This window comes from Bacillus sp. AFS001701 (genome assembly GCF_002559405.1).
GTDB lineage: Bacteria > Bacillota > Bacilli > Bacillales > Bacillaceae_G > Gottfriedia.
In genome coordinates, this window is sequence record NZ_NTZO01000081.1 from 1 (window position 1) to 13,181 (window position 13,181).

Here is a 13,181-nt window from a genome sequence, read left to right on the forward strand (position 1 = left end):
TATTTTGGATGTGTGGGTAACGTGATTTTTGTTATCCATGCAGAGAAGATAAAACTTCCAGACCAGAACGTAGTGGAGGGCTTATGATTTTATAAATCTATAAAATCAGTAAACGGAATATATAATTGCGAAAAAATGACGTCTGAGATTCAGGTTTCAATGTATTGAAACACAATAGTATCAAGGGTTTATAAATTTATAAAGGCCATTACTTCCAAAATCCCCACCATTTTTTAGTGATTTTTTGAGTGGCTGCAACTTCTAACATTAATTGTTTTTGCTCTTGGATCGCCCTCATGGTTTCCATAAGTACCTGATCACGATTTGTTGTAGCTTTTCTCTGCTCCACTAATTCTTCCTTGATCACTTTATTTTCCTTCTCTAGTTGTTCCATACGCTCATTTGTAATTCTTAATTCTTCTAAAATTGTATCAAGTTTATCATTCATTATAGATGGTGTTACAGGATTATAAAGGCTTACTGAATTTCCTTTTATAACTTGTTTTACGGCTTCCTCGACCTTCATAACTCCTTTAAGTGCTATCACTTGTTCAAATCGTTCTAAATCCTTGTCAGTAAAGAGTCTAGAACCATTTTCTCCATCCGTTATAAAGTTGTAATCGTGTTTAACAAACAATAAAGCATACTTTGTTATTGTAGCTTCAGTAATTTTTAATTTTTTGGCTGCTTCTTTTTTATTGTAATGATTCATAGTTTCACCTTCTTTCAATTTATAATTTTATAATCGATACATTTATAATTCTGTAAATCCCCTTATTACTCCTTTTATAGATTTATAAACCCATTATTATTAGATATGTCATTTTATTAGATCCTCCGACTGCACCCAGTAGTACAAGACCTCGGGCATGTCTTACGAAGTATGAGCGAGGTCTTGTACTGTTTACGAAGGTAAAGGAGGAGGGTCTTTCCCCATTATGACAATGTTTCTAAGCCAATACATACCGTAAATAAAAAATAAATTACTTAATTTTTCAGTTATGCTCTTATTTATGATTCCAGCCAATGATAAAACACTAGACTAAACTCTTTTATTCAGCTCCCCAACCTTTCTTCTATTATATTTCTTTTCCCTTTTAATCTCTTATTCTTTACTCTCTCTAACTACCTACTTACTTACCTTCTTTCTACTCTCACTTACTTTACTTACTCCTCACCACCATCTACCACAAAATAGATTTAGATCGGGTAAGTGGATTATTTATCTATGGTCCTGCTGAATGGTCACGGAATATCGCTCCATCATGCCGTGACCATTTAGCAGGACTGGCTCTATATTTATACTAAAAAGTAAGTTGTATTTAATGTTGGGGATGCTTGCAATATCAAATACAACACCAAATACAAGGTTATATACAACAGTTTTTACAACTAAATAATCCATATTTTCTCTTCTACCTAAGATCCTAAGCCCTCCACTTCGTTACGTCCTGGAAGTTATATTTTCTCTGCATGGATAACGAAAACCACGTTACCCACACATCCAAAATAAAACTTATGTTCCTCTAATCCCTCATCTACATCTACTATCCATTTATTCTTTTCATCTTTTTGTTTGATTGTTCTTGACTTCGAACTGTAAGGTCTTGTAAACTCAGCCATCGAGGAATGGACAACGGCTGGAAGGCAGACTAACCCCTTGCAAAAAAACGAGGTTAAAATCTGCCTTTCCATACAAATCAATTTCTCAGCACTACTGAGTTATGGTATCCGTATGTATAGACGTCGCATAGACGGTCAAGGACGCTCCTTAACCAACATGACTTATGGACAACATGTCCTACGGTGCGTATCCACGCCCTACACCGTTCCTTTTCAGGTCATTCGCCATGTAACCCCCTTATCCCATCAACCTGTAACAGCATTGTAGGTAAGGCGTGATACAGTGTCATAACAGCCTCTTACTAGTAACTCTCAGTCTATTTCACAACAGTCTGATTAACTACGACAGTACCATTATGTCTTGTTTGATCCTCCATTGGTTTTAAACACTTTTTACCATAGGTTTTACCCCTTAGGCTTTTCTTTTGCAAGGCTTGTGTCCTTTACCTCGCTTACGTCAGACAGCTGCATGCAACAGCAGCCGTTATCCGAATGTACTTTTTGCATCGGCTACATTTCACCTTTCTACTTTTCGTGTGACTTGGCTCTCACAAACCAAATAGTCTAACGAAAAAAGCACACTTCTTAGCTTGTCCTACCGTTCAACAAGGCTAAAAAGTGTGCTCTAAAAATCTCAAACTCTTAAACTAGTAATAACAATATTTAACTATTGCAATTACGTCATTAACTCGCTATACTCTAGGTATAACTAGTTAATGTTTATTCTATGGTTCGAGCATAGATTAAACAATTTAGTCTTGTGCTTCCAACACTAGACTAGCGATAAGAGTCACTTATGTTAAAGCTTCCAACTTTAGCATGAGTGGCTTTTTTCGTTTCCGTACTATTTAATTACTCAAATTTTAACACTATTCAACAAGTAAAACTAGCATTTTTCTCCATTTTTAATAGATATTTCTATGAATCTTGCAATTTAGTCTAAGAAAACTAAAAACTCGTTGCGTAATACTGCGTCTCTCAAGCATGCTTTTTTAAAGCAGGGGAGCTTAAACCCAAAAGAGAGGTTAGCGACATTAAAAAATCTACTTGGGGGAGGTCTAATGACTGGTATTACTGCATATTTTAATTTTAAACAGTGTTCATCTTGAACGTTTGAACAAATTTACATCGTTTAAAAGTTCAGGACTTAGTTGATAAAATTTTGAATAAAAAATGAAAGGGGAAGAGGAAATGGATAACGAAATCAAAGGGGCAATCGGTACAAAAAAAGTTCATGAACGTGCTACTCGATCTGATAAAAAGATTCGTGTTAACATTACGACCACCCAAGACACTCATCGAAAACTAAAAAAGCTTGCTATTAGCTGTAATATGAGCAAAACTGCACTAGCTGAAGACTTAATTCGTATGTGTGTAAATCACACAGACATCATCGACTGGTATCAAAAACAACACAATACTGAAGATGAGTACCGTATTATCCCAATATTAAAAGATGGGAAGGTTTACTATTAATAAGTAAACGTTCCCATCTTTTTTCCAATCCTCTTCCATAATCTATAACACTTTGAACATAGCTTTTCCTGCTTTAAATACTTCTCCGTAGAGACTCTAACCACACTATCACAATGTGTACATTTCATTTATTTCTCCTCCAACTTCTTCTCTTTTTCTATCATTGTGAACAAATTTATAAGTTTTTATACACTTAACAACAATCCAATATGCAGGATTTTATACAAAAAAAGGCGAATAGGTTTTGATGGATGAGCACCCCAAAACCCTGTTAGATCAACGATGTATAAAAACTTGTATATCGGTCGAAAAAACAGAATTGCCCACCCCTTGGTACACAAGGGGTGGGCCTTTTTGCAACTTCCGTTAAGAATTATTATGTAAACAAAAAATGAATGATATATTCATAGAATTTGTCGATATTTATTTGTTCTAATCTCTTTTTAATTAACAGGATTTTCCATTTAATAAGCTAATTTATTTATTAGGGATTCTAAAAGAGTTCGAAAAAGGAGATAATCAAAATGAGAAAAATAAAAAATGCTATTTTTAGCCTACTTACAGTAGCTACGTTAGCTGTATCTATACCTCAGCAGGCAGCAGCAGCAGGAATGACTTGGCAAGGATATGATTTTTTGAGCTTGTCATTTGGTATATGGAACATCTCTCAGACATATTACCTTGGGACAGGAACTATTCAAGTATGTATAAGTGGAGTGGATAACGGCAGTAACACCTATACACTACAAGCCTATGAAGATGATGGTGCTTCAGGTCTAACACTATTAGCTAATAAAAGCCTGACAGGTAATACTTGTATTAATATCTATGGTGCAACAGCAGATGGTGATAATGGATATGCAGAGTTTTATTTCAGAGTTGGAACACCTAGATATAGTGACAGTTCAATACGAGCAGATGTATATCAATAAAAAACGCTTTTATGAAAAAAAAGGGGTGAAGACACTTAGTGTTTTTCACCCCTTTTTTTATTTACCCCAAATTTAAATGAGCTATAAAAACTAATTAATACTATTATTTTATTACTTCTTTATGCTCATATTTTAATAACTTCGTTTTTGTAAGACCTTTAGGAAGATTAGTCATGTTTATCCTTGATGGTTCAACAGCTAAATATAATGTGTCTAAACCACGGATGGTTCCATCTTGATCCTCTGGACGTATTGTAATTTTTAATACATAACTAAATTTTTCTTCTAAACCTTTTAAATTTCTTGTTGCTCGTATGGAAACATACTTTTCATTTTCTGGAGCCGCATAACCTTGGACTTTTATATTTTTGTTTTTATAATAATTTTCGATATGGTTCATTATTTCTTTATTATAAAGATCCAGTATAAAAATTTCATAAAATCGATTATTTACTTTGTCTAACGATGAAAATTTAATTGATGAAACATCCATTACTTCATTATTGTTTGCATTCGTTACACCCCAAAAGGCAGATATACTGATAAAAATTGTTATGATTGAAACTAGAAATATTTTTTTCATTCCTACACCTCCATTAATAACATATGTAGACAAGTACTTTTTATTCAAGTTTCCTATAATCATAATGTGAACTAGAAGTATAATCGAAATCCTTTTAGTTTCTTGTATTGTTTGTTTTAGTTCAATTTAGTTAATCTCATAAACAGTAAATGTTAAATAAACATGAACATTAAAAATCGGTTTGAAGTTAAATAAATATAGACATAACGAGTGTATTCGAAATGAATTCGCTTGAACGCCTATTTAGTTGGGGAAAACGGAGTTTGCATACAACTTTAACTCTGCCTCCTATGCTGTATGAAGCAACTAGGCAATGTTTATTTTACCGAATTAACACAGTACATAGACTATAATGCGGAAAATGATCTTCATAAATTGAAGATCATTTTTTATGTGCCGATAAGGTTTTTTATGTAAACTAGATTTGTATAGGATATTCAAAAACTTGTCGATATTTATTTATTCTAATCTTTTTTAATTAACAGGAGTTCTTTATTTGACAAAAGAATTAATTCTTTAACAAGTTCATTTATATGGGAGGAAAGAAAAATGATGAAAAAAATAGTTTTTAGTCTTTTGGTGGTCATTACTGCATTAACATCTAAAGTTGGTAATTCATTTGCTGCAGGAGAAGTTTCACCTCAACTTGTGTACGGTTACAATTGTTCAGATACTTGGACTGTTTGTGTAGCTATTCAAACAGGTTATGGCGATAAATCTGGAATTTCACCTCAAGTTTATATCCCATATGGCGCAAGGGTTGATATTAACGGAGATACTTTTACTGATAGTCTTTTTAATATGAGATTTTATGTAATTGATTCAGCAGGTAAAGCAGTTGCTAATACAACTGTTAATCCTGGACCGTTTAACGGAACAGATTATATCAGTTGGACAAATAAACAAGGTGGGTATTACAGACTCCAAGCAATATGTTTTGGGAATAATCCTTCATATAAATGTGAGGGTGAAGGAAAAATATCTTTTACTCGACAATAAAAATAAAGTAAAAAACACACTTATTAGTGTGTTTTTTACTTTATGGATTTTACAATATTAATTGCGTCATCCTTACTAAAGTTACTTGTTCGTTTAGAAACGAATATTACATAAGTTAAATTTTTTTTATGAAATTGGATTTTTGAACCTACCTCTGATTGTCTTATAAAAACTTTTAAATTATCTACGTACGTTACAAGATCTGTTGGGATTTGGTCTATTTCTTCATTATTATTTATTATTATCGTTTTCAACATTTGTTTAGTATTTTGATTATAATAATAAAGATCTAAATAACCATTAGAATGAATTTTTCCAAATTTATGTGTGATTATAAATGGAAACTGAGTCGGCGTTCCAACTTTAATTTTATTTTTCTCTTCAAACTTATCTATTGCATTTTCGAATTTTTCATATTTCATAATATTATAAAATTGATTATCCGTGGATGTTTGTATATTTGCTGCATTCACATGATAATTTAAGCTAAAAAGGGTTATAAATATTAATACGATACACTTAATTAATTTCATAAAAGTACCTCCATTTTTTATTTATTCTAACCCAAAATTATCCAATTTATGTGCTAAAAATAGCAATAAAAAAAGCAACTTACTTTTTTATTGCCGATAAGCGTACTTATGTTAACTAAATTTATATTTGTATACAAAAAGAAAAAAACCCTCCTTTTGAAGGGTTTAAATGTTATGGGTATATTATAAATATATTAATTAGTATCGATATCGAACAGTAAAATCTGGATCAATTTGATAAGCGAAAGATACGATTTGTCGATTCACATTAGATACTGGTACAACTAATTCGCTTATTTCTTGACCATTCTCATCAATACCTTTTGTCAATGATTCATCAATCTGAGCACCAATTGGTGTAATAATTGACAGTTGAACTCTTCCGCCATTTTCAGCTATCTTTAGTCCATCAAATGGTACTCGTATTGTGAATTCATAGTCTGAAGAGTTGTTAATCGGGTAAATTTTATAATCATAAGATAGCAAATAAGTATTAGGAGATCCCGAAATCGGAGTTAATGGTGCTTTTTTCAAGATTGCTCTTAACATGAATCGAGCCGAATCTTCAATTACACCCTGTAAGTTCCCTTCCTCTGATTCAGTTTGGATATCCTCGGTACCCGCAAGTATTGTAGAAGCCTTTTTAGGATTCATATCTATACCTGAGATTTTAAAGAAATTTAAAACTTCTGGTGGTACTGAATTGCCATTAGGTACATACCAAGTTTCTTCTGATGGAATAGGTTCGTCCATAACGAGTAAAGTCTCGACATGAACAGTATCATATTGATTGCCATTGTAACGAGAAGTTCCATTAATAATAACACTTACATCTTGAAGTCTAATATTCATTTAAAGCACCTCACTTTAGTTTATTGTGATTTGCTGGCTTGTTTATGGTATTATATTACAGTAAAAAAACAAAACCAGTTTTTTGCAAGTGCGGATAGGGCCGCACTTTTTTATTTATAACAACCCATAACATTTGTTATTTTAACTATAACAACAGTTATTATTCTTGTCAACAAAAAATAACATATGTTATTTTAATAATAACAAACTGTCAGAGAGAAGGAATTAAAATGTCTATAAAAGAAAGAATTATATCCAAAAGAAAAGAGTTAGGTTTAAATCAAACGGAACTAGCAAAGAAATCCGGACTACAGCCTCCTGCTATTAGTCAGTACGAATCTGGAATTAGAAACCCTTCTTATGATGCATTAGTTAAGCTATCAAACGCTTTAAATGTAACCATTGATTATTTAGTTTCTGGGGTAAAAGGTGAAAGTAATTCAGTTTTAGAGCCTAAAAGTGAGGTGCTTATTAAAATTTTTCAAAATTTAAATTCGCAAAAAAGGGAGAAGTTAATGAATGATGCATTTTCATACGCTGGTTATGAAAATGTTATAAATTACTTTTCGATAGATCCAAAAAATTATGCTAAATACGTTTTTGATCAACTATTAAAAAAGGAATTTCCTATTGATGTATATATCCTTTCGGATAAAATTAGTTTAAAAATTATAAATGGTGATTTAAAAGGGGAAGCAGAAGCAATCTTATTAAAAAAGAATAATACTATTATCCTTGATCAAAAAGTCACACATGAAGCTAGAGTCAAATTTGCACTAGCAACTTTAATTGGACACCTGTTAATACCATGGCATACAAATGATGTATATTATTATAGAAAATCTGGTAAATCAACACTCCTAACTGAAATTACTGATGAAATGGAAGCAAGTTTATTTGCCACGAATTTAATAACACCATCTGAAATTTTGGAAAAAGATTTATCAAATTTGGAATCTAAAAATATTAGTTTAAAGGATTTAAAAATACTAGCTGATGAGAAATATAAAGTTTCACTTACTTCTTTTTGTAATCGTCTAATAGAATATAATAAAGATCGATTTGCAGTAGTAAATTCAAGTGAATTTAAAATAACAAAAATATTCTCTGGTAATATGCTAATAAAAGAAGTAGCTTCTCCTTTAAATAAGGATAGTAAAGCTTTTGAACTCCTTAGTAACCCAGGCCAAGAAGAAGAATTAAAAGAGGGGATAGTAAACGCCAATACATGGATTGACGAGGCAGATGAAAATGAAATGTTGTACGAAAGTTCCATTTTTAATCCAAAATACAATTCGACTTTAACCTTGTTAACAAGGATTAATAAGTAAAAGAGTGTATCTTTTTCTAACATTGATTAAGCGTTTTGCCTAAATATAAACAGAAAAAAAGACTCTTCAATCGCAGAACCTTTTTGTTGCCTATTAGGTACATTATTGTTAACGTATCATCTCTTTGCTTGGACTTACTTTTATTGAGGTATTGACAATACCTGTACTGAGCATTAAGATAAGATTGTAGTAAATAATAACAATTAGTACATTTTAATAAAAATAATTCTTAAAACAATAACATATACTAATACTGTAAGGATTTTCTGAAGATGGAACAGGCAGCCATCACCCTTGTTTGGAGATGCGGGAGTGCCACCCCGCCTAAAATTCTTACGCCGGCCATAGCTCAAGCTATGGCTTTTTGTATGGCTTTAAAGCCCCTTTTTTATTGTATTTCACGACTTTTTCATCTGCCATAACAAAAAGCGTTTTAGCAAAATGTATCCCTCTCCCTGTAGCACGTACAGCAACTAATACGTAGTCTTCCTTTTCTTCATCATAAAATACCTTTATATATTCAATCGAATCTTTACGTGGGTGTTTTGCAACATAATCAGGAGATTCAAGAATTTCAGAAATTCTATGTCCATACTTATCAAAATCTTCTGGATGTTCATTTTTCATGTGTTCTATATTAGTTTCTCCTAACAAGATTGGTGCATCGGTATCAAGAGATAAACTTAAGATATTTATTACTACATCATTAATTACACCAACTTTTTCTGGTTTCATCGTAAGCGTTCTCCTCTTATGTTTCTGTTTCTATTTCTGTTTCTGGTTCCTCTTCTTCTTCGAAAAATTCTTTGATTTCACCATAATCAGCCGAAGGATAATCCTTCCAATCCCATGATTCTGCTGTCATCGAATTCATCAATGAAAGAACTGCACCTATATTTGAATCGATTAACTTTATTAAATGCGTAAGTGTAACGCCCTGTACGCTTTGACCATTGTATTTAAACGGACTCTGAAATACTGCTAGATCTTCCACATCCACTTCACTAACCCCCATATGTAGAGAGTTTTTAAGCACAGTAAAATGACCCGTCAACACATTATCTATTCGTTTAGTAACAACAAACAACCACTGAACATTACTTTTTATAGATGGCTTATTCTTTTTTGTTGTACTCCACTGAAAAAAGTGATAAACATCTATAATTTCTCCATACAGTGAGTTGCGATTTTTAATCTTCTTAATAAGTAAATCTAAAACTTCTTGCTTGTCCACTGTTATCTTTTTTAATAAATTATGCCTTATAATCGTATTGGAATAAGGTATGAGATAAGTAGTGTGAGATTTTTTTCCTTTTCTTTCACGAAAAATCAAATTCTCTTCCGTCAAAATCTTAATCCAATTGTCAATTGTACGTGTTTGAGTTCCGAAAAATTCTGCTATCCTTTCTATGCTGTGCCAACTATGTCCATATTGATTATTAGCTGCGAATGCAAAAAATAAATATAATCGTAAAGGTCCTGGCTCTAGTGTTTTTAAATGTTTTTCTCTAAAAGCAGTATATATTGGTACAAATGGTACGTTTCCATCACTATTTACCTTTCTCCAAAATTGATGGTATTCCTTAAACATTAAATCTTTTTCATCTTCCGCGGGAATTGATGCCAATCCGAATCGTTTTTTAGACATAACGTCTTCTCGCTCCTTCATTAATTTCTGTAAAAACAATATACCACGCAATCAAAAGCTTAATCAAATGCGTTTTTACACAATATTTTAATAAAACATTGCGCAAAAACGCAGAAAAACCATTAAAAATTTTCGTATAAACTATAACCATTAAATAAAATTATAATAAAAACTTATAAATAGATACAGTGACAAAATACGAAATAGTGTAAACGAAAATATTTTCGTTTATAGACAGTTTTATTAAAAATTTCAAGATGAAAAAGAGACGGTTTAAATAAACCACCTCTTTTTCTGAATTAGTTGTAGATGAGCCGTTTTTCCGATCGTATAGAAACAATTAATTTTTAATGACAGTTACTCCTTTCTTCATTTCATTAGGCTGTTATCTTCCTTTTGTAGACTTTTTTTAACGTTCTTAAGGTTATAAAAGCCTTTTTTTATTTCAATTTAGGAAATACTTTAATTCAGGTGATTTTATGAAAAATGTTTCAATTTATCATACTATTAAAGTAAATGAGGATTTTAACACAGCAGCTAATCAATTATTTGAACTGATTAAAGCACGTCAACTAAGAGAACCGAATAAGGAAAGGCATTTATATTTGGATATTGAAGGTGAACGAGGGTCAACTGATCGAGATATGTTGGAATTACAATCCCGTTTTATTCCCGAAATGATAGTTCCGTATGTAACAGAAATACATATGCCTTTAGGGAATATCAAAAATAAACATCAGGATAATAATCTTCCTGAATCATTAACTATAACCGAAGTCTAATAAAAATTATCCGATATGATCTGTTTAAATGATCCTTTTTCATTACCGATAAAAGTGTATTTATGTAAACTAGAGTACAAGGTGATGGAACAACTTTTATATTTTTAGAAAAAGTTAGCTAGCACAAGAGCATAAGGAAAAACTGCCCCCAACAAGGTTGTGGGACTAGGCAAAGCCTAGTGTTTTTATGGGTACTTAAAAAATTGCTAAATAGGATCTTTATAGGCTCCTTTTTTCACCAAATAGTCCTTTTATAGGCTCTTTAAAAACAGCAAATAGGCGCTTTATAGGCGCCTATTTTTTATGAAAAAAAGTCTAAAGTGAGATCATATTCATTTTTTTCCAATTTTTGTTCTTGTTAAAATGTAGGATCATTCTTTTGAAGATCCTTTTTTTGTTACCTATAAGTTCCATTATGTAAACTAGTCTCGTATAGGGTATTCGTGTAAGATTTTGCAGAAGATTGTTTTTTGGAAGAGTAAACAACTGAATTCAGTATCGTGTGTCCTAAATCAACTAAAGCTGCTGGAATAAGCACTTTTCTTTAACTCGTTTAGAAAAATAATAAATAAATAGAAACGATAAAATTATGAATGGAATTATATTTATAGGATTACTGATAAATTTATAATAAATGTCTGTATAATTATTTTCTGGTATATTTTGTAAAATATTATTTATAACATGTAAAAAAATAGGGGCTATTAATGATTTATTAATATAAAATACGTAGCAACAAAGCATTCCAAATAATAATGTATAAGAAAATTCGATTATATTCAGATGTATAAAACCAAAAACTATTCCATTAAAAAAAATAGATTTATAACTTCCAAGGTGTTTTGTTTTTTGAAATAATAACCCTCGAAACCAAATTTCTTCAATTAATGGCGTAATTATAGCACTGGTAGTCATGAAATAAATAAAGGAATTGTATGAGTATTTATAATTTTGAAATGAATGATCATTTAAAAGTTCCGATAGAAGTGTGATTAAACCATGGGTGATAGGTTGAAATAAAATAGTTAGAATCATTAAATGAAAATAATTTTTAATAGGAATTTTTTTAAATTTAAGATCATGTTTCAAAGTAATCTTCATTTTTCTTAAAAAATATAAAGTAGGTATCACTAAAAATAACATTTCAGAAACAAAGTAATAAACATAATTTACCTGTATTTTCATTGTTTCCAAAAGGGACAGAAATATGTAGTTTCCAAATCTAAAAAAAAAGTAAGTTATTAAAATGTATTTAATAGTTTGTTTCATGCTGATATTGTTCATTCTACTCATCCCTATATCTTATTATTAGTAATAATTATATCATGGTGTATTAATGGGTAATAAAAAAAACTGCATTAAGCAGTTTTTTATTTACATATTTTTAATTTCTGGTTCTTTTTTAGTTAATTTAGATACAATTCCAACTACTAAAGCATTAAAAATCACTATTATTACAAGTGAAATATTACGATTGGCAACCGTAATATTAATAAAATCAACCATTTTAGTAGTGTTTTGCACTAGAAAGAACAATATAAAAATTAATATAAAGGCTCGCATTTATCTATTACCAATATAAAGTGTTATCCCAACTACTAAATAAAGCTCGACTTAAATGAATTTTAACCGGTTTTGTTCTACCAGAGTCAGAGTAACTAGTAATGTACCAGCGATAAATATATCGATCATAGTAACTACTCCAAGAACGAACCAAATACATTTTATCCCACGATTGTGCTGGGAAATGGTCGTCAATCCAATCAGCAGCCAAACTAGAATTTGCAGCATTGGCTATCTCTGCTTTACCACCAGTGCCGCCATATTTATAACCTGCTACAGCAACTAGTGCTGCACCAACTGCTTTTAACGATGCTTTCATTGTGTTGTATGTTTCTCCATTAAATCCACCACTTTTAATTGATAGTATAGTTTCTCCTGACTCTACTGGGATATAAGTAGCTTGATATTCTCCTGTACTTGTAGCTGTGTCAGCTCCAGATTGGATGTAATTTAACATCCCCATAGTTTGGTTTTGAGTTTCTTGTATAACCGCAGTATTTGTAAACATATCATCTCGAGGATCAAGAGATGCAGTAGTTACTTCTACACCATCAATAGTCGTTGTTGTATGTTCAAAAACTGAATTTATTACATATCCATCATCAGTAACTTCTGGTTCTGGAAGAACTGTTTCAGTAACTCCTGGTGGTAATTCCACAGGTCCAATTATATATGGTGTAGCTCCTGTTTCAGTCGTTGTTGATTCTACTTCTGCAGCTTGTGCTGTGTTAAGAGATGAAACTCCTGATCCTAATAAAGCAAATGATGTTGCAGCGATTAAATATTTCTTTTTCATTTTTTATTTATCCTCATTTCCTTTTTTAATTAATACTTTATATTTGTTCTTTATAAAGAACAA

At 31.3% G+C, this 13,181-nt stretch carries 13 protein-coding genes; 5 read left to right on the forward strand and 8 right to left on the reverse strand.

Annotation, left to right across the window (positions count from 1 at the left end):
• Window positions 1-208: 208 nt before the first annotated feature.
• On the reverse strand, window positions 209-712 hold the full coding sequence (locus CN514_RS06590) for a DUF3967 domain-containing protein (RefSeq protein WP_098231913.1): 504 nt from the start codon (window positions 710-712) through the stop codon (window positions 209-211).
• Between the two features lie 2,102 nt (window positions 713-2,814).
• On the opposite strand from CN514_RS06590, the gene CN514_RS06600 reads away from it, so the two are divergent.
• On the forward strand, window positions 2,815-3,099 hold the full coding sequence (locus CN514_RS06600; protein WP_098231915.1) for a hypothetical protein: 285 nt from the start codon (window positions 2,815-2,817) through the stop codon (window positions 3,097-3,099).
• Between the two features lie 524 nt (window positions 3,100-3,623).
• The gene (locus tag CN514_RS06605; RefSeq protein WP_098231916.1) at window positions 3,624-4,031 is read left to right on the forward strand and encodes a hypothetical protein; all 408 of its coding nucleotides are present in this window, start codon (window positions 3,624-3,626) and stop codon (window positions 4,029-4,031) included.
• Between the two features lie 103 nt (window positions 4,032-4,134).
• On the opposite strand, the gene CN514_RS06610 is transcribed toward CN514_RS06605, so the two are convergent.
• Window positions 4,135-4,614: a hypothetical protein gene (locus CN514_RS06610; protein WP_098231917.1), complete on the reverse strand. Its 480-nt coding sequence runs from the start codon at window positions 4,612-4,614 to the stop codon at window positions 4,135-4,137.
• Window positions 4,615-5,163: 549 nt separating this feature from the next.
• Between CN514_RS06610 and CN514_RS06615 the strand changes: the two genes are divergently transcribed.
• On the forward strand, window positions 5,164-5,613 hold the full coding sequence (locus CN514_RS06615; protein ID WP_098231918.1) for a hypothetical protein: 450 nt from the start codon (window positions 5,164-5,166) through the stop codon (window positions 5,611-5,613).
• A gap of 35 nt (window positions 5,614-5,648) precedes the next feature.
• On the opposite strand, the gene CN514_RS06620 is transcribed toward CN514_RS06615, so the two are convergent.
• Window positions 5,649-6,146, reverse strand: a complete 498-nt coding sequence (locus CN514_RS06620; RefSeq protein WP_098231919.1) for a hypothetical protein — start codon at window positions 6,144-6,146, stop codon at window positions 5,649-5,651.
• A 198-nt stretch (window positions 6,147-6,344) separates the two neighbouring features.
• Entirely contained in the window at window positions 6,345-6,998 is a 654-nt protein-coding gene (locus CN514_RS06625) for a hypothetical protein (protein WP_098231920.1), read from the reverse strand.
• A gap of 230 nt (window positions 6,999-7,228) precedes the next feature.
• On the opposite strand from CN514_RS06625, the gene CN514_RS06630 reads away from it, so the two are divergent.
• A complete protein-coding gene (locus CN514_RS06630) occupies window positions 7,229-8,329 on the forward strand; it encodes a helix-turn-helix domain-containing protein (RefSeq protein WP_098231921.1) in 1,101 nt (366 codons plus the stop codon).
• 354 nt (window positions 8,330-8,683) lie between these two features.
• Here the strand turns inward: CN514_RS06630 and CN514_RS06635 are convergent, their stop codons facing one another.
• Together CN514_RS06635 and CN514_RS06640 are read right to left on the reverse strand one after the other, a co-directional pair.
• On the reverse strand, window positions 8,684-9,064 hold the full coding sequence (locus CN514_RS06635) for a PBECR3 domain-containing polyvalent protein (protein WP_098231922.1): 381 nt from the start codon (window positions 9,062-9,064) through the stop codon (window positions 8,684-8,686).
• A gap of 16 nt (window positions 9,065-9,080) precedes the next feature.
• Window positions 9,081-9,977, reverse strand: a complete 897-nt coding sequence (locus tag CN514_RS06640) for a hypothetical protein (protein WP_098231923.1) — start codon at window positions 9,975-9,977, stop codon at window positions 9,081-9,083.
• A gap of 479 nt (window positions 9,978-10,456) precedes the next feature.
• Here CN514_RS06640 and CN514_RS06645 point away from each other — a divergent pair, with 479 nt between their 5' ends.
• Complete coding sequence (locus CN514_RS06645) at window positions 10,457-10,759, forward strand: hypothetical protein (RefSeq protein WP_098231924.1); 303 nt, start codon at window positions 10,457-10,459, stop codon at window positions 10,757-10,759.
• A 516-nt stretch (window positions 10,760-11,275) separates the two neighbouring features.
• On the opposite strand, the gene CN514_RS26790 is transcribed toward CN514_RS06645, so the two are convergent.
• A complete protein-coding gene (locus CN514_RS26790; protein ID WP_098231925.1) occupies window positions 11,276-12,052 on the reverse strand; it encodes a CPBP family intramembrane glutamic endopeptidase in 777 nt (258 codons plus the stop codon).
• Between the two features lie 277 nt (window positions 12,053-12,329).
• Window positions 12,330-13,118, reverse strand: a complete 789-nt coding sequence (locus tag CN514_RS06660; RefSeq protein ID WP_098231927.1) for a hypothetical protein — start codon at window positions 13,116-13,118, stop codon at window positions 12,330-12,332.
• Window positions 13,119-13,181 lie beyond the last annotated feature (63 nt).

What these genes read in the sequence shown, in the direction of transcription:
- CN514_RS06630 (WP_098231921.1), top strand. Translation starts at nt 7,229, where the DNA reads ATGTCTATAAAAGAAAGAATTATATCCAAAAGAAAAGAGTTAGGTTTA.
- CN514_RS06615 (WP_098231918.1), top strand. Translation starts at nt 5,164, where the DNA reads ATGATGAAAAAAATAGTTTTTAGTCTTTTGGTGGTCATTACTGCATTA.
- CN514_RS06640 (WP_098231923.1), bottom strand. Translation starts at nt 9,977, where the DNA reads ATGTCTAAAAAACGATTCGGATTGGCATCAATTCCCGCGGAAGATGAA.
- CN514_RS06610 (WP_098231917.1), bottom strand. Translation starts at nt 4,614, where the DNA reads ATGAAAAAAATATTTCTAGTTTCAATCATAACAATTTTTATCAGTATA.
- CN514_RS06600 (WP_098231915.1), top strand. Translation starts at nt 2,815, where the DNA reads ATGGATAACGAAATCAAAGGGGCAATCGGTACAAAAAAAGTTCATGAA.
- CN514_RS06590 (WP_098231913.1), bottom strand. Translation starts at nt 712, where the DNA reads ATGAATCATTACAATAAAAAAGAAGCAGCCAAAAAATTAAAAATTACT.
- CN514_RS06660 (WP_098231927.1), bottom strand. Translation starts at nt 13,118, where the DNA reads ATGAAAAAGAAATATTTAATCGCTGCAACATCATTTGCTTTATTAGGA.
- CN514_RS06635 (WP_098231922.1), bottom strand. Translation starts at nt 9,064, where the DNA reads ATGAAACCAGAAAAAGTTGGTGTAATTAATGATGTAGTAATAAATATC.
- CN514_RS06625 (WP_098231920.1), bottom strand. Translation starts at nt 6,998, where the DNA reads ATGAATATTAGACTTCAAGATGTAAGTGTTATTATTAATGGAACTTCT.
- CN514_RS06605 (WP_098231916.1), top strand. Translation starts at nt 3,624, where the DNA reads ATGAGAAAAATAAAAAATGCTATTTTTAGCCTACTTACAGTAGCTACG.
- CN514_RS06645 (WP_098231924.1), top strand. Translation starts at nt 10,457, where the DNA reads ATGAAAAATGTTTCAATTTATCATACTATTAAAGTAAATGAGGATTTT.
- CN514_RS26790 (WP_098231925.1), bottom strand. Translation starts at nt 12,052, where the DNA reads ATGAGTAGAATGAACAATATCAGCATGAAACAAACTATTAAATACATT.
- CN514_RS06620 (WP_098231919.1), bottom strand. Translation starts at nt 6,146, where the DNA reads ATGAAATTAATTAAGTGTATCGTATTAATATTTATAACCCTTTTTAGC.